We start from the raw sequence: 22,484 nt of genomic DNA, 5'->3' as shown, positions 1-22,484 counted from the left end.
CGGGCGGAACCTAGGCTCTGTGAAGACCTCCACAGCAGCTCGTGACCGCGACGGCCAGCCGGGCGCCGTTCCCGCCGCCGCTGCCGGCACCGGAGCGGCGCGTCGAACCCGCTCGGCGGTGGACCCTGATCTGGCTCCGGCGGCAACGGCCGTGGCGAGACACCGCGGTGACTACCGCCAGCCACTGGCGCGGCTGGCGAACGGGGTGGCAGATGCAGCGGCCGAAGTGCTGGCACTCGCGGCGCCGGTGGACTGCGTCTGCTGCGGCGCCGAGGACCTGGCGCTCTGCGGTAGCTGCGAACTGAAGGTCCGGCGGTTGATGCGCAGGCCGTTCCGGGCAGAAGCCCAGGCACCGGCCCTGATGGACGTGGACGGCTCCGTGCTCCTGCCGGTCGTGGCTACCGGCGCGTACCGGGAGGAGTTGGCGCTGGCGGTCCTGTCCTTCAAGAGACACGGCCAGGGACAGCTGGCCGGGGTGCTGTCGAACGGCCTGGCGCGGGCTATCCGGGCCGCTGCCGGAGACGAGCCGGGGCTGCTGCTCGTCCCCGTGCCAACCAGCAGCAGAGCCTATCTGAGACGGGGCTTCAGCCCGGTCCACGTGCTGCTGGGCAGGATACGGCGGACCCGGGCCCTGCGAGGCGAACCGTTCACCGTGTTCATCACGGTGAATGCCCTCCGGAGGACCGGGCTGCCGGGCAAGGTCTCCCGGCTGGGGGCCGCAGCCGCGAACCGCCTCCAGGGACTCCCGGGTGCACCCGGCGGACAAAAGGGCCTGGGCCGCGGGGACCGCGCACAGCGGGTGAAGGGGTCCATGCGGATCCGCCGCGGGCTGTTCGCCCCGGCGGTGACCGGGCGGCCGTGCATCATCGTTGACGACGTGCTCACCACCGGGGCCACCGTGGCCGAGGCGGCCCGGGCCCTGCGTGCGGCCGGTGGCGTGGTGAGGGGCGCCGTCGTCGTAGCTGCGACACGCCCGCCCGGCACCCCCGACTTCGGCGCCGCGGACCCCGCGGCGGCAGGGGAACGGCCGGGTCAAGGAAAAAAATAAACCAAAAAAGGATGAATAAGAGGGGGCTATGAACTAACGTCGAAGATGGGTACCAAGAATAGATGTACCTGTCGATAGCGGCTCGGAAAGGGGCTCGACTGTCAGTCAGATCAGCCCCGGGAAGTGCCGCCGTCGTGTCACCGAAGTCATTTGGAGGGCACCATGGAGTTCATGATCAGCGGACGTAATTTGACGGTCTCCGACCGGTTCCGCGAGTACGCCGACGAGAAGATCTCGAAGATCGCGTCGCTGGGAGACAAGGTCCAGAGGGTGGACGCGAAGGTTTCCAAGGAGACCAAGGCCCGGCAGACCGACGAGATGCTCACGGTTGAGCTGACCGTCCTGGGGCGGGGGCCCGTGATTCGTGCCGAAGCCAGCGCCGCGGACAAGTTTGCCGCGTTCGACCTCGCCTATAACAAGCTTCTTGAACGCCTGCGCCGGGCGAAGGACCGCAAGAAGGTCCACCACGGCAGGCACACCCCCAAGTCCGTCACCGAGGCGACGGCGGCCCTCGCGCCTGCGAGCACCAGCGAGCCCATTTACGTGGAGGCGAACCACTGGCTGGAGCCCAAAGAAGCCCCCGCCGAGAAGTCGCCTTATGAGGTCGAGAACGATATCCCGGCCGGAGACTCGCCCGTGCTGATCCGCCGGAAGGTTTTCCCCGCAGCATCCATCACGCTCGACGATGCGGTCGACAACATGGAACTCGTGGGTCACGACTTCTACCTGTTCGTCGACAAGGAAACCAAGGCGCCCTCGGTCGTATACCGCCGCGATGGGTGGACGTACGGCGTGATCTCCCTCGACCAGACCTGCGAGCCGGGTGAGGCCGCGCTGGAGGAGAAGATCCTCGCGTACCGTTCCGAGGATGAGCCGGCCAGCGCATAAGCTGGTGCTGACCATCCAACGAAGGGACTGACGTGCAGGAATTGCTGAGCCTCCAGCAGGCCCGGCGGATCGCACTGGCAGCCCAGGGATTGGACAAGGTACGGCCCGCCGGACCCGTGACTGCACGGGCGGTGGGCCGTACGTTTGCCCGGCTCCAGCTGGTCCAGATCGACTCCGTCAATGTACTGTCCCGGAGCCATTACCTGCCGTTCTTTTCCCGTCTGGGGAACTACGACCGCGCCATCCTGGATCGGATGGCGGGGCACCACCCGCGCCGCATGATGGAGTACTGGGCCCACGAGGCCAGCTTCATCCGTCCCGACCATTTCCAGGACCTGCGCCTGTGGCAAAGCCGCAAATGGGTGGGAGCGCACTCCATGGATCCCGAGCTGCGGAGCGGTGTCGCCGCCCGGGTGCTTGAGGCGCTCGCCGCCGGCCGGCCGATGACCGCTGCCGAACTCACCGCACGCCTGGGCCACGTGGAGGACCGGCAACAGGACAACTGGGGCTGGAACTGGAACGTCGTGAAGCGGGTACTGGAGCACCTCTTCGAAGCGGGCCTCATCTCGGCCGCCTCCCGCACCGACTCCTTTGAACGGCGCTACACGCTCACCGCCAAGGTCCTGCCGGGCCGGCCGGACCTGGATCCCGACGCCGCAGCAGCCCCGGCCGCCGGGCCGGACCAGGAGGCTGCGCTGGTCCGCCTGATCGATGCCGCCGCCCGGGCCCACGGGATCGGCACGCTGCGGTGCTTTGCTGATTACTTCCGGACGCCCCTGCGTGCGTCCGCCGTCGCCGTCGAACACCTCGCCGGGGCCGGCAGGCTGCTGCCCGTCACAGTGTCCGGTTGGAACAAGCCCGCCTACCGGCACGTCGAGGCGAAACTCCCGCGCACGGCCACCGGGCGGGCGCTGCTGAGCCCTTTCGACTCGCTGGTCTTCGAGCGGCGGCGCCTTGAGGCCCTGTTCGGTTTCCACTACCGCATCGAGATCTACACCCCGGAGCCGAAGCGCCGCTTCGGCTACTACGTGCTGCCGTTCCTGCTGCGCGACGGGATCGTGGCCCGCGTCGACCTCAAAGCCGACCGGGCCAACGGCCTCCTGCTGGCCAGGGCTGCCCACGCGGAGCCCGGCGCTCCCGCCGACACCGCCGTCGAACTCGCCGCGGAACTGCAGCTCATGGCAGAGTGGTTGGAACTGGACAGGGTTGTCGTCTCCCCCCAAGGGGACCTGGCGCCGGCGCTTGCGGACGCTGTGTCCGTGGCAGGAGGCGGTGTATCCGCTCAGAGGGAACAGGCGTAACCGGCCCTGCGTCTCTCCCGTAGACTAAACACGCCAGAATTCGGCAGCTTGAGACTGGGAGCAACTTCACGTGGCATCACTTATCGAAAAACTTCTCCGCACGGGTGACAAAAAAACCCTGAGGCAACTGCGGAACTATGCCGATTCCATTAATGCCCTTGAAAGCTCCTTCCAGACCTTCACCGACGCCGAACTGCGCGAGGAGACCGACCGTCTCCGCGCACGCCACGTCGACGGTGAGAAGCTCGATGACCTCCTGCCGGAGGCGTTCGCCGCCGTGCGCGAAGCTTCCTCCCGCACCCTGGGTATGCGGCACTTCGACGTGCAGCTGATGGGCGGCGCCGCCCTGCACCTGGGCAACATCGCCGAAATGAAGACCGGTGAAGGCAAGACCCTCGTCGCGACCGCCCCGGCCTACCTCAACGCCCTCGCCGGCAACGGTGTGCACGTCATCACCGTGAACGACTACCTGGCCGAATACCAGTCCGACCTCATGGGCCGCGTGTACCGGTTCCTGGGCCTGACCAGCGGCTGCATCCTGTCCAACCAGGACCCCGCTGTGCGCCGCGAGCAATACGCCGCGGATATCACCTACGGCACCAACAACGAATTCGGCTTCGACTACCTGCGCGACAACATGGCGTGGGACAAGTCCGAGCTCGTCCAGCGCGGCCACCACTTCGCCATCGTCGATGAGGTGGACTCCATCCTCATTGACGAGGCACGGACCCCGCTCATCATCTCCGGCCCCGCACAGGGCGACACGAACCGCTGGTACAGCGAGTTCGCCAAGGTCGTCACCCGGCTTAAGCCGGAAGAGGACTATGAGGTGGACGAAAAGAAGCGCACCGTCGGTGTGCTGGAGGGCGGCATCGAAAAGGTCGAGGACTACCTCGGCATCCACAATCTGTACGAGTCCGCCAACACCCCCCTGATCGGTTTCCTTAACAACGCCATCAAGGCCAAGGAACTCTTCAAGCGGGACAAAGACTACGTCATCCTCGACGGCGAGGTGCTGATCGTTGACGAGCACACCGGCCGTATCCTCGCCGGCCGGCGCTATAACGAAGGCATGCACCAGGCGATCGAGGCCAAGGAAGGCGTCGAGATCAAGGCCGAGAACCAGACGCTCGCCACGGTCACGCTGCAGAACTACTTCCGCATGTACGACAAGCTCGCTGGCATGACCGGTACCGCCGAGACAGAAGCCGCCGAGTTTATGAGCACCTACAAGCTCGGCGTCGTCGCGATCCCCACCAACCGGGACATGACGCGCATCGACCAGGCCGACCTCGTGTACAAAAACGAGGCCGTGAAGTTCGACGCCGTCGTCAAGGACATCGTCGAACGGCACGCCAAGGGCCAGCCGGTCCTCGTGGGCACCACCAGCGTCGAAAAGAGCGAATACCTCTCCAGGCTGCTGGCCAAGGAAGGCGTCCGGCACGAGGTCCTCAACGCGAAGAACCACGCCCGTGAAGCCGCCATTGTGGCCCAGGCCGGCCGCAAGGGCGCCGTGACCGTGGCGACCAACATGGCCGGCCGCGGTACCGACATCATGCTCGGCGGGAACGCCGAGTTCACCGCCGTCGCCGAACTCGCCAAGCGCGGCCTGGACCCGGAGGAAAACTCCGAAGAGTACGAAGCCGCCTGGCCTGCAGCCTTCGAGGCGGCCAAGCAGTCGGTCAAGGAGGAGCACGAGGACGTCCTCAGCCTCGGCGGACTCTATGTGCTGGGCACCGAACGGCACGAATCACGCCGCATCGACAACCAGCTCCGCGGCCGTTCCGGACGCCAGGGCGACCCCGGTGAGTCCCGGTTCTACCTGTCACTCACCGACGACCTGATGCGCCTGTTCAACTCCGGCGCGGCGGAACGGCTGATGAACAGCTCGGTGCCCGACGACGTCGCGCTCGAATCCAAGCTCGTCTCGCGCGCCATCGCCTCGGCCCAGGGCCAGGTCGAAGGCCGCAACGCCGAACAGCGGAAGAACGTCCTGAAGTACGACGACGTCCTGAACCGCCAGCGCGAGGCCATCTACGGCGACCGCCGCCGCATCCTCGAGGGCGATGACCTCCACGAAAAGGTCCAGTTCTTCCTGGAAGACACGATCAACTCGTTCATCGAGGCAGCCACCGCGGAGGGTACCGGCGACGACTGGGACTTCAACCTGCTGTGGTCCAACCTCAAGACCCTCTATCCCGTGAGCGTCACCCCGCGCGACCTCATCGACGAGGCCGGCGGAAAGTCGCGGATCACCGTGGACTTCCTCCGGGAGGAGATCCTCTCCGATGCGCGCCTGGTCTACCAGGCACGCGAGGAAGCCATCGGCCATGAGAGCATGCGCGAGCTCGAACGCCGCGTCGTCCTGTCGGTGATCGGCCGCAAATGGCAGGAACACCTTTACGAGATGGACTACCTGAAAGAAGGCATCGGCCTGCGCGCGATGGCCCAGCGCGATCCCCTGGTGGAATACCAGCGCGAGGGCTTCATCATGTTCCAGGCCATGATGGAGGCCATCCGGGAGGAGAGCGTCGGCTTCCTGTTCAACCTTGAGGTCGAGGTGACCCCCGCCGAGGACGTCGTCGTGGCGGACGCCGCGGGCCAGCACACCGAACACCACGAGCCGCAGATCCGGGCTGCCGGGCTGGAAGCTCCCGAAAAGCCGGCCCAGCTGCAGTACACGGCACCCGGCGAGGACGGTTCGGCCCAGACGCGCGTCGAGGCCAAAGCCTCCGGGCGCTCCGGCAACCCGGCCAAGGCCGCGGCGCAGGAGTCACCGCGCCGCGCGAACAAGAAGAAGCGGCGCTAACCCGGTACCAGGCTGACCCGCAGGAGCCGCCGAACGGCGAAGCGACGAATGAGGACCGGAGCACGCTCCGGTCCTCATTCGTCGCTTCGCCCTCCTTTCGTCGGTTCCGCAGGTCAGACCCCGGCGGGTTTCCACAGACAACGTGCGATGGCTGTCAACCGATTTCCAGCACGGTGACCCGCCACGCCAGCCTGCTCCGTTCAAGCCTTAAGGCGACCGCACGGACTCGCAGTTCCTCGACCACGACGGCGCTGGCTTCATAGACGTCTGCCGAGACCCGGCACGCCCGGACCGATCGGACGGACGGGTTGCGATGCAGACGCCCGGCCGTCGGCGACGCTCCGCACGGCACCCTGCGGGTTAGCGCGGCCCGGTGCTGCAAGGCCGCCAAGCAGCGTTCGTCGAGCCGCCGGGCGAGCTGCTGCACCGGCCGGGTGCCGGCCAGCACCTCGATGGCTGCCTGAACCGTGCTCCGGGAGATTGCGCAGATCTCCCGGTCCTCGTTGGCCACTTGCAGCGGCGGCGCCGGAACGGAAGGACCGGATGCGAGGGTGTCCGCGGTGGCGCCTCCCGCGACCAGACGCAGCGGCGTGGGCGTGGATGCGGGGATTTTACGGGCTTCCGTGGCGGGGCGGGGCATGGTGCTCATCATGCTTCCTTTGCTGTTGGACTGGCGGTTTAACGACTGTTGTGCGGTCTCTTTGCGTTGCTTGTTGGTTCGGGGGAGCCGTGGGCGGCGCGGGGCCGCGGCGTTGGTGCCGGATTCAGTGCCCTTGAGGAAGCCGGAGCACCTGGCCCGGCCGCAAGAAGTTGGGGTTCTCGCCGATAACGTCCCTGTTCGCCTGGTAGATCCGGGGCCAGTCGAGGGCGATGTCGACGTCGGAGGCGAAGGGCCCCAGGCGGGCCGCCGACAGGCTCCACAGTGAGTCTCCGGAGCGGACTGTCACCTCCGTGGATTGGTCTCCGGGCTGCGGGAGACGCAGCTGGCGCCCCGCCAGCGGGCCAGGTTCGATGGCCGGGCTGAGTGGCCGCCACTGGGGATGGGTGACGGCCGGAGCGCCGGGCTGCGGCGCCGGTTCGGGGGCCGGCATGACGGAGGGCGGCGCAGTTCCGGGCCCGCCCGGGACCGCCGTCGGCATCCACGCGGCGGATGCTGCCGGCGCACCACCGCCGGAGGAAGCAGGGAACGCGGGCAGGGGAGAAGCTGTGGCCAGCGGTGCGGTGACCAGCTGGAATCCGACCACGGCCAAGGCAAGCCGGCGCATAAAGGCGGGGGCGAACTTTCCGGCTGCCGAGGCGGCGCGGGAGTTCCCGTGACCATCGAGGAGTGCGGCCGCGACGGCAATGGCAAAGGACATGGCCCACCAGACGATCACTATAAGGCCGGCTGTGTTGGCCGCAACGCCAAGCTGGTCCTCGAACCCGAGGGATGGGTGGCCTGCCGGGGAGGACCGCCACCGCTGGACGACGCTGCCGCCGCTTGCGGCGAGGAAGAATCCGAGTAGCAGAATGACGGCGGCCATGGCCGCGTCGGCGGGGAACACACGCCGCTGCCTGGACTGTGGGATTTCTGATGCACTCATGGTCTGCCCGCCTTACCTGGGAGTTTTTGTGAATTGATATCCTTTGGTGCTGTTTGATGTATTTAGATACAGTTTGATCCTCTAGGGTCCTGTTTGTCTAGATTTGATTCAAGAAGGCGTTGTTGACCGTTATGCCCGGGCACGCCTACGCTGACGCCATGCGATGGGATGCCCTCTTTGACGATCTCGAGACACAAATGGCTGCCAGCGAGCGGCTGGAGCTCGACGCGGAAATCGCGGAGCGGACCCGATCGGAGTCGGCAGCGGTGGAACTCGCGGACCGCCTTCGCGGCTCGCTGGGGCTACTGATTGTGGTCGAGCTGGCGTCTGGCTCGACGTTTGAAGGGTTCTTGAGCCACGCCGGAAGCCAGGCGCTAGTGCTGGATGAACCACGGCACCAGGTGCTGATTCCCTATGCCTCGGCGGTCCGCTACCTCGGGCTCTCGCGGCACGCCGTATCCGAGCCGTCCCGGGTCCGGCAAAGACTCGGCCTGGCCAGCGCCCTGCGCGGGCTGGCACGGGACCGCACCGGCCTCGCCGTGCTGACGTCCGGCGGCTCAGCGGGAGAAACTATGCTTCACGGGGTGATTGACAGGGTTGGCCGTGACTACCTTGACTTGGCGGTCACCGGGGAAGGCGAGGACCGCCGGGCGGCCAATGTCCGGCAGGTGGCGACTATCCCTCTTGCCGCGCTGGCCGGAATCAGGTCGGCGCGGACTCCAGGTTACGAGGCACTATGAAGGTGCATACACTGCTGCACACGACGGACGCCAGGCTCAGCGGGTCTTGGACTTGGCCTCTTCGATCATCCGGCTGGCCTCCGCGTACCGCTCCTCGATGTACTGCTCGAGCATCTTCTCCTCGACGCGCCACTGGCCCCTTCCGCCCACCTGAATGGCTTTGAGCTCACCGCTGCGCACTAGCGCGTAGGCAGCCGGGGCGTTGATCTGGAGCTGCTCTGCGACGTCGGCAAGGGTCAGGAATCGGGGCATGACTCCATTTTGCCACCGATGGCTTCGTCTGAGGCCGATATCCACAGTTTGCACTTCTTTGTGCCGGCGTCTTCCCGTCAGGGCGCGAAGGCGCAACAATGATGGTGCCCGGGCCAGCGCCGGGCGGCGACTACAGGGGGAGCGGGCGCATGAGCGGGAGCACGGTGGCCGGCGGGGCGCGGCTGAAGAAACCATCATGGAAGGATCCCAGGCTCCTCATCGGCATTTTGCTTGTCCTTGCCTCCGTCGCAGGAGTCATCTCCCTGGTGGGCGCCGCGGACCGGACGGCCGAGGCCTACACCGCGCGGGAGGCGATCGCCGTGGGTGAAATGCTGACCGCGGATAAGCTGAACCGCGTCAAGGTGCGACTGGGCGATGTCGAGCAGCAGTATCTGACGCCGGCAGCCGGCGTGCCGGACGGGCTCATCGCCGTTCAGAGGATCGGCAAGGACCAACTGTTGCCGCGCGAGAGCTTCGGGCCGGTCGATGGCCTGGACCGGAAGCCCGTAGCGGTCACCGTCGATGAGGCCCTGCCGCCACAGGCTGTTGCCGGGTCGCGCGTGGACGTCTGGGTTGCCCTGCCCGACGCCCGGAACGGGTTCGCTCAGCCGACCCTGCTCCTGCCGGGCGCTGAAATCGCCCAGGTCACACCGGGCACTACGGCGTTGGGGTCCGCCAGATCCACCATCGTGATGGTGCTGGTGACGGACGACCAGATGCCCTATCTGCTGGGAGCACAGGCCAATAAGGCTAAGATCTCCGTGGTCTGGAACCCCGCGGGCACGGGCCGATGAGCATCCCGGTGGTCACGGTCGGAGACTCGCGCGAGGACCTGGTCGGCAGGCTGGAACGTCTGCATGGGCCCGTGTCTGTCGTCAGGCGGTGCAGCGAACTGGCGGAATTGCTGGCGGCGTGCCAGGGCGGCCTGGCCCGGGCCGCGGTCGTGGCGCAGGGCAGCGAGGAGCTGACTGCGTCGCTGGTCGACCGGCTGTCGGCCGTCGGTGTGGCCGTCCTGGCCCTGACGGACAGTCCGGAGGAAAGGGCCCGGCTGCAAGGGATCGGCGTCGACGCCGAAACCACCGGGGTCGACGCCGCCGCCCTCGCGGGACGTATCACGGGGGCTGTGGCACTCCTGGCCGCAGCGGACCCGCGGCCCCGGAGAGGAACCGGTCCCGGAATGGCCGACGCCGACGCCGGCCCGGCGCCCGGTCCCGCCGGCGGCGCCGCGGTGGGACCGGAGGGATCCGGCGCCGGGCAGATCATTGCGGTGTGGGGCCCGGCCGGGTCGCCGGGCCGGACCCTGCTGGCGGCCAACATGGCGGCAGAGCTGGCAGCTGAGGGAAAGTCGGTGTTGCTGGTGGACGCCGACAGTTACGGTGCCAGCGTCGCGGCCATGCTGGGACTCCTGGACGAGGCGGCAGGTCTCGCGCAGGCCTGCCGCCTGGCGGATCAGGGCCTGCTCGACGCCAAAGCTCTCCTGCGGATTGCGGCCCCCGTGGTGACCAGGGCGGGAACCTTCCGTGTGCTGACCGGAATCACCCGGGCGGACCGCTGGACCGAACTTCGCGCCGCCGCGCTGTCCCTGGTAATGGCCCAGGCCCGGCAGGTCGTGGACGTGGCCGTCATTGATACGGGTTTCTGCCTGGAGAGCGACGAAGAACTGAGTTTCGACACGATGGCGCCGCGCCGGAACGCCGCGACGCTGAGGAGCCTGGAACTGGCGGACACGGTGTTCGCTGTCGGTGCAGCTGACTCGATCGGTGTCCCGCGGCTGGTCCGGGGCCTGGCCGACCTTGAATCGGCCGTCCCGCATGCGTCCCCGCGCGTGGTTCTGAATAAGGTCCGCCAGTCCGCGGTGGGACGATCCCCGGAGCGGCAACTCCGCGACGCGTGGGAGCGGTTCGGCCCGACGGCCCCGTTGTCGGCGTTCCTCCCGGCCGACCCGGTCGCGAGCGATGCGGCCCTGCTCTCGGGGTCGCTGCTGCTGGAGGCGGCGCCTGACTCCCCGCTCCGGAAAGGCATCGCCGCCCTGGTTTGTGCACCTGTCCAGCGAAACCGCGGATCCTCTGTATTTTCTTCCACAGCGAAGCGTCGGCTAAAGGGCTAGGCTCGCCATGAGGGCCGCAACGAAGCGGCCATGAACTTTCTTGATGGAGGCGTTTGTCGATGTCGTCTGGGTCCAGCGTGGAGGATCAACCCGTTTCGATCGGTGCCGGAGAAGGCTACCTGCGGGACTACTATGAGCACCTCGCCGGGGAGGACGCCCGGGCGTATCCCGGGGAGTTGCTCGCGGCGCGGGCCCAGATGCACCGGCAAACGGCGGCGCACCGGTTCCCGGGCAACGCCAACATCACGATCTCCGACGAAGCTGACCGCAGCGTCGTCTACATCGTCACCGACGATATGCCTTTCCTCGTTGACTCGGTCAACGCCGAGCTGGTCCGGCAGCACGCCCCCATCCGCCTTGTGATGCATCCGCTGTTCGTCGTGACCCGCAACCGGGAGAGCGGTGAACTTGTCCGGGTCGCACGCGTCCCCTCGCACCTGGGCATCTCCAGCGGCGACACGGCAGCGATGCCCAACCTGTCGCACCTGATCGCCCAGGGCGACAACGCCTCCCACATGGAGTCCTGGATCGCCGTCGAAATCGACCCCGTCGATGACGCGAAGCGCGCGGCGCTGATTGAGGGCATCGGCCGCGTGCTCGCCGACGTGCGTGCGGCCGTCGAGGACTGGCCGAAGATGCGGCACCGGGCCATCCAGATTGCCGAGGACCTGGACAAGCTCGCCAACCCGGCGCAGATCGCCGAACTCCGCCAGGCCCAGGAACTGCTGCGCTGGCTGGACGACGGGAACTTCACCTTCCTCGGCTACCGCGAATACGACCTCAGGAACGAATCCGGCGAGGACGTCCTGGAACCCCGGGAGGAGAGCGGGCTGGGACTGCTGCGCGGCAGTGCAGACACACCTCACCAGATCCAGCACCTCACGGAGACCGGCCGCAAGAAGGCACGCGAAAAGCGCGCGCTGGTCATCACCAAGGCCAACTCACGCTCCACCGTGCACCGCTCGGCCTATCTGGACTACATCGGCGTCAAGAGCTTCGATGCCGCCGGCAACGTCAACGGCGAACGACGCTTTATCGGACTCTTCGCCACCACCGCCTACGCCGGATCCGTGCGTGACATCCCGGTGGTCAGGGAGAAGGTCGCCGCGGTCCTGCGGGACGCCGGCTTCCCGCCCGATTCGCACTCCGGCAAGGACCTGCTGGGCATCCTCGAAACCTACCCCCGCGACGAGCTCTTCCAGATCGAAATCCCCGACCTGGCCGCCATTGCCACCGGCATCCAGCGGCTCCAGGAACGCCGCCGGACCCGGCTGTTCCTGCGGCCGGACATCTACGGCCGCTTTATGTCCGCCCTCGTCTACCTGCCGCGTGACCGGTACACCACCAACGTGCGCCTGCGCATCGAGCAGGAACTGCGCGAGACCTTCGACGCCGTGTCCATCGACTACGAGGCGCGGATGACCGAATCCGCCCTGGCGCGGCTCTTCTTCCGGATCCGGCTTCCGAAGAACGCCGACGTCGGAAACGTCAACACCGATGATCTCGAAAAGCGGCTGGTCCGCGCGGCGCGCTCGTGGAGCGAGGGCATCGCCGAGGTCCTGCATGCACGCGCCGACGGCGCCGGCGGCATCAAGGAAAACCGCGCCAAGGAGCTCGCCTCCGTCTGGGCCGAGGCCTTCCCGGCGAGCTACCGCGTCGACTACGAGGTGGAGGATGCCCTTGAGGACATCGCCCGCTTCGAGAAGTACGGTGCCGTCGCCGCCCGGGCCGGGGAAGCCGTCAAGGAACTTCCCGGGGTCCACGTCTACCTCCCCGACGGCGCCGGCGCGACGCTTGAAGAGGACGCCCGCGTCAAGCTCTACATGCTTGAGCCCAAGAGCCTGAGCCAGATCCTGCCCTACTTCCACAACCTGGGCCTGGAAGTCCTGGACGAGCGCCCGTTCGAGATCGAAACCGCCGACCACCGGGACTTCTTCCTCTACGACCTCGGCCTGAAATACCCGTCCGGGGTGGACCCGCTCAAGACCGGGCAGCTACTCGCGGACTCCTTCGGGGCCGCGGTGTCCGGTGCGGTGGAATCGGACAGCTTCGACCGGCTGGTGCTGCGCGAGGGAATGCACTGGCGCCAGGTCGTCGTGCTGCGCGCCTATGCCAAGTACATGCGGCAGATGGGCAACACCAACTCCTACGGCTTCCTGGCCGACACCCTGCTGGCCAACCCCGATGTCAACCGAGGGCTCAGTGCCCTGTTCGAAGCCCGCTTCGATCCCTCGCTGGACGGGGAAGCGCGCCGGATCAGGCAGGAAGACGTCCTCACCGGACTGGACGCCGCGATCGAACAGGTCGCGACCCTCGACGCCGACCGGGTGCTGCGGACCTTCAAGAACCTGATCCTGGCGACGCTGCGGACCAACTACTACCAGAACAAACCGCACCTGAGTTTCAAGCTGAATCCGTCCGCCATGGAGGGCCTGCCGTTCCCGAGGCCCATGTTCGAGATCTGGGTCTACTCGCCCCGGGTCGAGGGGGTGCACCTGCGCTTCGGCAAGGTCGCCCGCGGCGGGCTTCGCTGGTCGGACCGGCGCGAGGACTTCCGCACGGAGATCCTCGGCCTGGTCAAGGCCCAGACGGTCAAGAACGCCGTGATCGTGCCCACCGGGGCCAAGGGCGGGTTCTACGCCAAGCAGCTCCCGGACCCGGCGGCAGACCGCAGCGCATGGATGGCGGAGGGCGTCGAAAGCTACAAAACTTTCATCCGCGGACTCCTGGACGTCACCGACAACCTCGTCACAACGCCGGAGGGCGAGCAGCTCGTGCCGCCGGCCGACGTCGTACGGCACGACGACGCCGATTCCTACCTCGTCGTCGCGGCCGACAAGGGAACGGCTTCGTTCTCCGACGTCGCCAACGGCCTCGCCGCGGAATACGGGTTCTGGCTCGGCGACGCCTTCGCCTCCGGCGGCTCCGTCGGCTACGACCACAAGGCCATGGGCATCACCGCCCGCGGTGCCTGGGAATCCGTCAAGCGCCACTTCAGCGAGCTCGACCTGGACACGCAGTCCGAGCCGTTCACGGTCGTCGGCGTCGGGGACATGTCGGGTGACGTGTTCGGCAACGGCATGCTGCTGTCCAAGCACATCCGGCTGCTCGCGGCCTTTGACCACCGGCACATCTTCCTCGATCCCACCCCGGACGAAACCGTTTCCTTCGCCGAGCGCCAGCGGCTCTTCGAGCTGCCCCGTTCCTCCTGGGACGACTACAATAAGTCACTGATCAGCGAGGGCGGCGGGGTATTCGCCCGCCAGGCCAAGTCCATCCCGGTCTCGGACCAGGTCAGGTCCGCGCTCGGACTGCCCGACGGGACCACCCAGCTCAGCCCGCCCGAACTGCTGCGCGCGATCCTGCTCGCCCCGGCCGACCTGCTGTACAACGGCGGCATCGGCACCTACGTCAAGGCCAGCACCGAATCCAACGCCGAGGTCGGTGACAAGGCCAATGACTCCATCCGCGTCGACGGCCGCGACCTGCGCGTGAAAGTGGTCGGTGAAGGCGGAAACCTGGGCATGACGCAGCGCGGCCGTATTGAGGCGGCCCTCCAGGGCGTCATCCTGAACACCGATGCGATCGACAATTCCGCCGGCGTGGACTGCTCCGACCATGAGGTGAACATCAAGATCTTCGTGGACCGGATGGTTGCCGCGGGGAAACTGGATCCTGCGGAGCGTTCGGAGTTCCTGGCATCAATGACCGACGAGGTCGGCCGCCTCGTGCTGGAGGACAACATCGACCAGAACATCCTGCTGCTCAATGACCGGATGCGGGTCTCCGAATGGAGTCCCAGCTACGAGCGCCTGATGGACTGGCTGGAGAAGCGCGCCGATCTGAAGCGCGACCTGGAGGCACTGCCGACCACCGAGACACTGCGCGAGCGGCTGGAACAGGGCCAGGGCCTGACCTCGCCCGAGCTGTCGGTGCTCGCGGCCTACGCCAAGATCGAGCTTGCCTCGGCACTCCGGGACAGTGACCTGGCCGAGGACCCGTGGTTCCGGCAGACCCTGCGGGCCTACTTCCCGCAGCAGCTGCGCGACAGGTTCGACGCCGAGCTCGACACCCATCCACTGCGGCGTGAAATCATCGCGACGGTGGTGGCGAACGACATGATCAACATGGGCGGCATCACCTTCGTGTTCCGCGCCATGGAAGAGACCTCGGCCACCGAGGCCGCCGTCGCGAAGGCCTTCGTGGCGCTCCGTGAAGTCTATGAACTGAACATCATGGTCGGGGAGCTCAACGAGCTGCCCGCGTCCTTCCCCACGGAGCACTGGAGCACCGTGCACCTGGACATCCGCCGGCTCCTGGACCGCGCCGTGCGGTGGGTCCTGAGCCAGGGCAACGCCTCCCGGCCCATTGCCGAGATCGTTGGCGAGTTCAAGCCGCTGATGGATCCAATGCGGGCCCGCCTGCTGGACTACCTGCGTGGCGACGACCGTGCCCGGGTGGCCGAATGGCTCGAGAAGGCGCGCGGCTGGGAACTGCCCGAGGACCTGGCTCACCGTTGGGCGGAACTGTTCGAGAGCTTCGTCCTGCTCGACATCGCCAAGATCGTCCACGTCAGCCCGGAACCCGTCGAGAACATCGCCCATGTGTACTACACGGTGTTCAACCGGTTCCACGCCGACTCGCTGCTCGAACGCATCACGAAGCTGCCACGGAAGGACCGCTGGCAGGCTCTGGCCCGGGCGGCGCTCCGTGACGATCTCTACTCCACCGTTTCGGATATGACGACGGCGGTGCTGGAGTCCACGTCTCCGGAACAGCCGGCGGAGGAACGGCTTGCAGCCTGGGAGAGCCAGAACGTTGAGCAGCTGGACCGGGCGAAGAGCATGTTTGACGAGGTGAACGCCCTCGAGGCCGATGACATGGCCTCGCTGTCGGTAGCATTGAGGCTCTTGAGGTCAATCGTTCGACGCTAGGCAGCTGGGCTGCCGGCGTCGCAAATGGAGGTGCTGTGGCAATCTTTACGGACCCTATCAGGGAGCATGCTGATTTCGGGCCGGGGGATGCCGAGTGGCTGCACCTCCTCGTCGGCGACTGGCAGATGGTCGCGGACCTGGCGTTCGCGGACCTGGCGCTGTGGTTTCCGCACCCTGAGTTCGGCTACGTGGCGCTGGCCCACGTCCGCCCCTCCACCACGCATACGGTGTTCCACGCCGACTTCGTGGGGGAGGGGATCAGGTCGGACCTGCAGCCCCTGGTCGACAAGGCGTGGGAGAGCCGCACCATCGAGCGCTCCAACGAGACCAACTGGAGCAGCGACATGGCTTTGCGGGTCGAGGCCGTGCCGATGGTCCGCAACGGCCGGACGCTGGCGATCGTCACGACCCACATGGACCTTTCCAGCTCCCGGATGCCGTCACGGCTGGAGCTCACCTACCGGCAGTGCGCCTATGACCTGCTGCGGATGGGGACTCTGGGGCTGTGGCCGGACTTCGCCTCGCCCACGGGGTCGCGCCGCGGCGCGCCCCGCGTCGGTGATGGCCTGATCAGGCTCGACGCCGAGGGCATCGTGCAGTACGCGAGCCCCAACGGGGTCTCGGCGTTCCGCCGGCTCGGCGACGGCGAGTCCCTCGAAGGCCGGAGCCTGGCCGAAGTGACCGCGGGCCTGCTGAGGGACCGCCGCATGGTGGACGAGACCCTGCCGCTGGTTGTCACGGGACGCATGCCGTGGCGCAGTGAAATCGAGTCCCGCGGGGTCAGCCTGTCGCTGCGGGCAATTCCCCTGCGTGACGAGCAGCAGCGGTTTGGCGCCCTGGTGCTCTGCCGCGACGTCTCGGAGCTGCGGCGGCGGGAAATGGAACTCGTCACGAAGGACGCCACGATCCGCGAGATCCACCACCGGGTGAAGAACAACCTGCAGACCGTGGCTGCCCTGCTGCGGATGCAGTCGCGGCGGATGGTCAGCGACGAGGCCAAGCAGGGGCTCGAACAGGCGATGCGCCGCGTGGCCACCATTGCGTTGGTGCATGAGACCCTGTCGCAGGGCCTGACCCAGAGCGTCGACTTCGATGAGCTCATTGGCCGCCAGTTCCGGCTCTCGGCCGAGGTGGCTTCCCCGTCGCAGCAAGTGAAAACGGCGCGTTCCGGTCTTTTCGGCGAGCTGCCGAGCGACTTTGCCACGCCGCTGGCCCTGGTGATCAACGAGCTGGTGACGAACGCCGTCGAACACGGCCTGGAGGGCCGGACCGGCACCGTCTGGCTGATCGCGGACCGTTCCGAAAGCGAGGACGGCGACGAGCTGCTCACCGTGACGGTGGCGGACGACGGGGTTGGCATCCCGGCCACCCCCTATGTGGAGGGTCTTGGCCTGCAGATCGTGCGGACCCTGGTGACGAGCGAATTGGGCGGCAGTATCCAATGGAAGGCCCGGGAGGGCGGCGGAACGGCTGTCCAGATTGTCTTGAGCCTGGCGAAACGGTAGCGCGCGGCCAGCGACGGCGGCCGAGTCCTTCGGCCCGCCCGGCCGCCGGTCAGATCGGTTGCTTAACGGGCAATGGCCGCAGACGGAGGTCTGCGGCCATTGCCCTCCTGCCGCTGAACGCGGGTCGCCGGCGGGCCGGCGTCAGGAAACAGGTGTCAGGAGGCGCGGCGGGCGCGGGCAGCGCGGCGCTTCAGGGCGCGGCGCTCGTCTTCGCTCATGCCGCCCCAGACTCCGGCGTCCTGCCCGGACTCAAGTGCCCACTGCAGGCAGGTGTCGACGACAGGGCATCGACGGCAAACACTTTTGGCTTCCTCGATCTGAAGGAGGGCAGGACCGGTGTTTCCTACGGGGAAGAATAGCTCCGGGTCCTTGTCAAGGCACGCTGCGCGGTTACGCCAATCCATGCTGATCAGTCACTCCATTTCCTGGGCACACATTAAATGCCTTTGTGAAATTATTCACTAGAGGCTTCATAAGAAAGGGGCCCTCTGGGGCCCCCTCGGTCATCTGGATTAAGCGTGTCATGTTAACGCTGCGTAAACAAGGGGTACTTGGCTGCAAAATACCGCGGGATCGTGAGCGATGCATCACATTGGCTGGCGGGGCCCTCACATCTAGTCGACTATGTCCGGTACTGTGCCAGAGTGTCAAGAGCCCCTGAAGACCCCTCCGAACCTGCCGATAACCGCGACGCCGACCCCGCAGGGACCCCGGCAGGCGGCGGCGGGACCGGCGCTTCCGCCCGGCCCGCGGGAATCCTGGTGATTGCGGTTATCGTGGCCCTGGAGGCGACCGCGCTGCTGGTGGCAGCCATCTGGTACGGAAGCCAACTGCTCACGGGCGCCCCGGTGCTCTCCTTCTGGGGGGCCGTGTTCACGCTGGGCCTGCTCCTGGCTTTCTCTGCCTGGCTCTATGCGGTGTCGACCTTCCTGTTCCGCGGCTACAGGTGGCCCCGCGCCGGCGCCCTGGTGGCGCAGCTCTTCACGCTGACCATCGGCTTTCCCACAATGTCGGGCGGATACCCGCTGGCCGGCCTGGCCATGCTGGTTCCGGCGGTTCTTGGCATCATTCTGCTGTTTGACAAGCGTGTCATCGCGTTCGCTTCACGCGCCGGCGGGGCACCGCCCGCCCTGTAGCAGGTCCTCACGGTCCGCTGCCGTCTAGCGGTACAGCAGGATCGAACGCCAGCTGCACCGCACGGGCCCGCCCGTCCGAAATCAGGACGGCACGGCCCGGGGGAGGGCTTTGCTCGCACTCAAACCGTACTCCGAACAAGTCTCCGTCCATCGGGGCCCGCGGGGCGATCAGCACGCCCCGTCCCAGGCCCACCGCATGCTGCACCAGCGGCACGCGAATCCGAAGGCCCGGGCTGAAGCCGGCCGTCAGGACCACCCGCCAGCCGAGAGTGTTGAGCCGGAGCAGCCGGTTGTTTGTTTCGGGCGACTGCAGGTCGAGGTCGTCCACCAGGAGAATCGCTGCAGGGTCCAGTGCTCCTGCGATCGCGGCGTCATGTGTCCCGGTCCACCAACGCTCCGAATCCGTTGCCGCGGGGCCCCGGAGCCAGCTTGCGCCGGGATTGAGGCCCGGCAGCGCCGTCAGCAGCGTGGTTTTCCCTGAGCCGTGGCCGCCGAGGACGGCCAGGGCAGTGCCCGGAGGCAACAGGACGTGCGCGGGAAGAAGTTCATCGCCTTCGAGACCGAGGCACAAGTGCCCGGACGGCGGAGCCGGCCCAGACAGGGAACCGGTGCAGGACAAAGGGACGCCTCCCCTGTCGGCGCTGCCGTGGCCGGTGCGGGACCGGACTTCAGCGACCGTTACCTGCACGGGAAGGGGCTCGACGCGAAACGGCCGGGTCCGGACGGCCGGGCCGGGCTCCCCCCGGACGGCGGGGGAGCAGGGCTCGAAAAGCTGTCCCACGTGACCGGTCGGAGAGGAAGCGGGGGACACCGGCCCAAAAACCACCGCCCGGCCGGCAACCGGCTCGATGGCGGGTAGCCGGGGCCAGGCGATCAGCCCCTCCTCCGACGCGCCCGCAGGCAGGAAGATCCGGTTTGGAACGGCGGCAAAGAACCGTGAGGTGACAAGCTCCCGTTCCCCCGCCACCACCACGGTGATCCCCGCCCGTGCACCGTCGCGGACAATGTCATGGACCATGTCTTCGGCCCATGCCAGCGGTCCGGCTCGAAACGCCGACACCCAGGATCCCCAGCCGCACAGTGCAAGGACGAGGGCGGGCCTGCCGGCCGCGCGGGCGGTGCCCAGCCTCAGGGTCATTTCTTCAGAGACGCGCTCCAACACCCGCGCGGACCGCCGAAGGTCCTGCAGTCCCACGACTGCCCCAACCCTGGGGTGGGCGACCGCTGCGCTGAAGGAGCCGGCGGCATCCAGGAGGTACACATGGGACTCGTCATCGCAGCCGAGGAGCTGATCCACGATCAGCCCCAATGCGGCGTCGGCTCCACCGGGGAGTCCCGAGACCAGTCCAAGGTGGCCGTGTGCGCCGGGAGCCCAGCCGAACTCGGCCACGCGTTGTTCCTCGGGAAGGTCCAGCAAGCCCAGCCTGATCAGGTTGCGGTTCCCGTCTGCGGGGAACGGCACCTGCCGGGGAAGGGGCTCTGCGACCGGACGACGCGGGTTCGGGCCGCCGGCCGCCGCCCAGGCTGCCGACACCGCTTCCGCCAACCGGGCCACCGCCGAGTCCTCTGGCGGGGCGCCCCCGCCCGCCAACGGGGACCCGGCAGCGGGGCGGTTGAGGAGTTCCATCGCCTCCGTCACGGTCGGGCTGCGGACCGTCTCCGGAACGGGTGACGTCAGTGTGGCCGTTTGGAACTCCTCCGGCGCCTGGTTTCCGCGGACAAGGTAGGCGCGTCCCGGCCTCGTGACCGGGATGGCGGCCGCCAGGCGGGAACTGATGATGTCGAGAGATTCCGGCTCGGATTGAACCCGCAAGGCGATGCAGCTGGTCACGTTCGCGCGGATGTCCGGGGACACGGCGCCCTGGGGACGCTGGGTCGCCATGATGAGGTGGATCCCCAGGGAGCGGCCGATGGCAGCAATCCGCATGAGCTCCGCCAGCGCTGCAGGCGCCTCGTCAACCAGCATCCTGAATTCATCAATGATCAGGACCAGGTGCGGCAGCGGCGGCCCGTGCGGATTACGTGCCCCGTAGGCCGTGAGGTCGGCGGCCTTGTGCGAGGCGAGGAGCATTTCCCGGCGGCGGACTTCGGCCGCGAGGGAAACGAGGGTGCGCGCCATCTCAGCGAGGTCGAGATCCGTGAGCAGTCCCACGCAGTGGGCGAGCCCGGAGAGCGGCCGCAGACCGGATCCGCCCTTGAAATCGACGAACAGCAGATTAATCCGGTCAGGGGGATGCGCGGCCGCCAACGCCGCCGTGAGGGTCCGCAGGAATTCCGATTTCCCGGAGCCGGTGGTGCCCGCCACCAGGAAATGGGGGCCGTCGGCCTGGAGATCCAGCCGCAGGGGGCCGGAACTTCCCATGCCGACCAGGACGGGAAGGCCGCGAGTGGCTGCGGACTCGGCCCAACGCGCGGATACGTCCTCAGCGGAGATGGGAAGCAGCCCGCCAAGGGAACAAGCTTCGGGGATGCCCGTCCCGGGATCTGACGCAGGGGCCTTTCCCCCCAACCTGCGGCAGCAGCGGTCGAAGACACGGGAGGGAACAAGGTCCGGAGTGAACTCCACCGTCGAGCCGCCTGATGAAAGCCGGGCCGTGCGCTCGGTGAGAACCAGGGCTGCGCCGGGAGCCGGAGCCGGATCGCCGGCGCAATCAATCACCTGCCAGCCGCGGCTGACTGCCACGGACCGCAGTCCGGCCGTCCGGAAGGCAGCGACGATGACCAGCACACCGCGCTCATAGTCCCGGCCCGGGCCGGAGGCCAGGGCTTCCAGCGTGGACGCTTCATTCGCGGAGAGGATTGCGGCCGGCAGGAAGCGGGCGGCAAGAAGCGGAGGGGTCGGACCGTGGATGAGGATCCTGGTCCGCTGCGCCGCGGGGTAGCCGGCAAGCTGCAACACGAAGGATCTGACCAGCCCGGCCACGGCGGGTTCCGGGCCACGAAGTGTCGTCACCGCCGTCGCGGGATCGAGCGTCACCGGCATCCAGCCGAGCAGCGGTGGCCGGATGCCGGGATCTGGCGGGTCCAGCCGGATATTCGCGTTTTGCTGTGCCTGTCCGAGACGCATCCAGACCGGAGCGGTATTGGCGGAAACCTTCACAGGGCCCGGTTCCGCGGACGAAGCTCCCAGGGTCAGTTCACCGGCGGATGGTGCGGCCCGCCGTCGTCGTTCCCTGTCCTCACGCGCTGCCGCGGTGACGGCGACCCTTAGTTCGCGGCGCTGCCTCCTGCCCGCGGCGACGGGGACCAAAACCGAAATGGCGGAGACGACCGTGAATGCCAGGAAAATCCACATTCCGGTCAGGATGGCCAGGCCGACACCAATGGCCAGCGGCAGGAACGCGGCCAGCAGCAGCGCCGCCCGGTTGCTGTGCGTGGCGGGGTTGCTGACCAATAACGGTGCCGTGACGTCGGACCCGGCAGCGGCCTGGCGGCCGGGGTCCCGGGTGCCGCCGAAGACAAGGGACATCGACGAGCCGCCGCAGTGGATCAAGGAGTCCGTGGAGACGACAGCCGTACGGATCTTCTTTTCGTCGACCCGGACCCCGTTGGCACTCCCGAGATCGAGGAGGGTGACGGCGGAATCAGTCACGTCCAGCCGTGCATGCTGGCGGGACAAATCGGCGTCCGGAATGACGATCTCGGTGCCGCTGCGGCCGATCCGGAACCGTCCGCGCCGCAGCGGAAAAACCAGGCCGGCGCCCGGGCCGCTGTGCACAACCAGTGCGAGCGATGCCATGTTCCGGGCGGCCGGGGCCGCGCCATCCACCAGGACGGCACCCTGAACGAGAGGGCCCTCGCCGACATTCAGGGCAGCCACCGGCACTTGGTCCACTGACAATCTCCCGGTCCCGTACCGCCGGGAGATTGCCGCCTGTAGCTCCGCGCCCGAGCACCCGGCGGGCAGTTCGATGGCCAGCTCCACCGGTGTGGAGCGGAGGGCGGACCCCGGAGCTGCAACCAGGGTGCAATGCAGCATCATCGAGGAAGAATCCTTTCGCGCGGCGTCGTTTGGATCCCACGGTAGGCGGGGTTCGGGCGACCCGGGGCAGGGAAATCCTGCTATGTGGAAAAGGGCTCTGGCCTGGGGAAACGGTCGAAGGACCACGCTGGCGGCGGGCCCTCCAGCGGGCTGTGATTCGCTGGTTCCCGCCCTGTCTCGGGTAGGCTAGAGCAGCAGA

15 protein-coding genes are annotated in these 22,484 nt (G+C 67.5%); 10 read left to right on the top strand and 5 right to left on the bottom strand.

What is annotated here, in order from left to right; translation table 11 throughout:
- Nucleotides 1–19: 19 nt before the first annotated feature.
- The 4 genes from ABIC21_RS16130 to secA all read left to right on the top strand — a co-directional run bounded on the left by ABIC21_RS16130 (nucleotide 20) and on the right by secA (nucleotide 6,046).
- On the top strand, nucleotides 20–1,048 hold the full coding sequence (locus ABIC21_RS16130) for a ComF family protein (RefSeq protein ID WP_354351389.1): 1,029 nt from the start codon (nucleotides 20–22) through the stop codon (nucleotides 1,046–1,048).
- Nucleotides 1,049–1,210: 162 nt separating this feature from the next.
- Nucleotides 1,211–1,936 (top strand): ribosome hibernation-promoting factor, HPF/YfiA family, encoded by a 726-nt coding sequence (gene hpf, locus ABIC21_RS16125; RefSeq protein WP_354351388.1) that lies wholly within the window; start codon nucleotides 1,211–1,213, stop codon nucleotides 1,934–1,936.
- A gap of 32 nt (nucleotides 1,937–1,968) precedes the next feature.
- On the top strand, nucleotides 1,969–3,237 hold the full coding sequence (locus ABIC21_RS16120; RefSeq protein WP_354351387.1) for a winged helix-turn-helix domain-containing protein: 1,269 nt from the start codon (nucleotides 1,969–1,971) through the stop codon (nucleotides 3,235–3,237).
- Nucleotides 3,238–3,307: 70 nt separating this feature from the next.
- Complete coding sequence (secA, locus tag ABIC21_RS16115) at nucleotides 3,308–6,046, top strand: preprotein translocase subunit SecA (RefSeq protein WP_354351386.1); 2,739 nt, start codon at nucleotides 3,308–3,310, stop codon at nucleotides 6,044–6,046.
- Nucleotides 6,047–6,200: 154 nt separating this feature from the next.
- Here the strand turns inward: secA and ABIC21_RS16110 are convergent, their stop codons facing one another.
- Together ABIC21_RS16110 and ABIC21_RS16105 are read right to left on the bottom strand one after the other, a co-directional pair.
- On the bottom strand, nucleotides 6,201–6,695 hold the full coding sequence (locus ABIC21_RS16110; RefSeq protein WP_354351385.1) for an Rv3235 family protein: 495 nt from the start codon (nucleotides 6,693–6,695) through the stop codon (nucleotides 6,201–6,203).
- 115 nt (nucleotides 6,696–6,810) lie between these two features.
- Nucleotides 6,811–7,629, bottom strand: coding sequence for a LysM peptidoglycan-binding domain-containing protein (locus tag ABIC21_RS16105; RefSeq protein WP_354351384.1), 819 nt, complete (start codon nucleotides 7,627–7,629; stop codon nucleotides 6,811–6,813).
- A 131-nt stretch (nucleotides 7,630–7,760) separates the two neighbouring features.
- Here ABIC21_RS16105 and ABIC21_RS16100 point away from each other — a divergent pair, with 131 nt between their 5' ends.
- Nucleotides 7,761–8,369 carry a hypothetical protein gene (locus tag ABIC21_RS16100; RefSeq protein WP_354351467.1) on the top strand — a complete coding sequence of 203 codons (609 nt, stop codon included), beginning with the start codon at nucleotides 7,761–7,763 and terminating at the stop codon, nucleotides 8,367–8,369.
- Nucleotides 8,370–8,405: 36 nt separating this feature from the next.
- Here ABIC21_RS16100 and ABIC21_RS16095 read toward each other — a convergent pair whose 3' ends face one another.
- On the bottom strand, nucleotides 8,406–8,621 hold the full coding sequence (locus ABIC21_RS16095; RefSeq protein WP_056425852.1) for a helix-turn-helix domain-containing protein: 216 nt from the start codon (nucleotides 8,619–8,621) through the stop codon (nucleotides 8,406–8,408).
- Between the two features lie 149 nt (nucleotides 8,622–8,770).
- On the opposite strand from ABIC21_RS16095, the gene ABIC21_RS16090 reads away from it, so the two are divergent.
- Genes ABIC21_RS16090 through ABIC21_RS16075 form a run of 4 tightly spaced genes read left to right on the top strand, consistent with a single transcriptional unit; the run spans nucleotide 8,771 to nucleotide 17,167 of the window.
- Entirely contained in the window at nucleotides 8,771–9,415 is a 645-nt protein-coding gene (locus ABIC21_RS16090) for a CpaB family protein (RefSeq protein ID WP_354351383.1), read from the top strand.
- Nucleotides 9,412–10,728 carry a CpaE/TadZ family protein gene (locus tag ABIC21_RS16085; RefSeq protein WP_354351382.1) on the top strand — a complete coding sequence of 439 codons (1,317 nt, stop codon included), beginning with the start codon at nucleotides 9,412–9,414 and terminating at the stop codon, nucleotides 10,726–10,728. The genes ABIC21_RS16090 and ABIC21_RS16085 overlap by 4 nt, the downstream gene beginning before the upstream one ends.
- 59 nt (nucleotides 10,729–10,787) lie before the next feature.
- On the top strand, nucleotides 10,788–15,662 hold the full coding sequence (locus ABIC21_RS16080) for an NAD-glutamate dehydrogenase (protein WP_354351466.1): 4,875 nt from the start codon (nucleotides 10,788–10,790) through the stop codon (nucleotides 15,660–15,662).
- 35 nt (nucleotides 15,663–15,697) lie between these two features.
- Nucleotides 15,698–17,167, top strand: a complete 1,470-nt coding sequence (locus ABIC21_RS16075) for a sensor histidine kinase (RefSeq protein ID WP_354351381.1) — start codon at nucleotides 15,698–15,700, stop codon at nucleotides 17,165–17,167.
- A 155-nt stretch (nucleotides 17,168–17,322) separates the two neighbouring features.
- On the opposite strand, the gene ABIC21_RS16070 is transcribed toward ABIC21_RS16075, so the two are convergent.
- Entirely contained in the window at nucleotides 17,323–17,571 is a 249-nt protein-coding gene (locus ABIC21_RS16070) for a WhiB family transcriptional regulator (RefSeq protein WP_003804966.1), read from the bottom strand.
- 240 nt (nucleotides 17,572–17,811) lie between these two features.
- On the opposite strand from ABIC21_RS16070, the gene ABIC21_RS16065 reads away from it, so the two are divergent.
- Nucleotides 17,812–18,303, top strand: a complete 492-nt coding sequence (locus ABIC21_RS16065; protein WP_502936015.1) for a hypothetical protein — start codon at nucleotides 17,812–17,814, stop codon at nucleotides 18,301–18,303.
- 7 nt (nucleotides 18,304–18,310) lie between these two features.
- Here the strand turns inward: ABIC21_RS16065 and ABIC21_RS16060 are convergent, their stop codons facing one another.
- Nucleotides 18,311–22,285, bottom strand: coding sequence for an FtsK/SpoIIIE domain-containing protein (locus tag ABIC21_RS16060; protein ID WP_354351380.1), 3,975 nt, complete (start codon nucleotides 22,283–22,285; stop codon nucleotides 18,311–18,313).
- Nucleotides 22,286–22,484: the final 199 nt, after the last annotated feature.

Origin of the sequence: Pseudarthrobacter sp. PvP090 (assembly GCF_040547365.1) — a bacterium.
In the GTDB taxonomy this organism is placed as follows: domain Bacteria; phylum Actinomycetota; class Actinomycetes; order Actinomycetales; family Micrococcaceae; genus Arthrobacter.
This window is presented reverse-complemented; position numbering and strand designations above follow the sequence as displayed.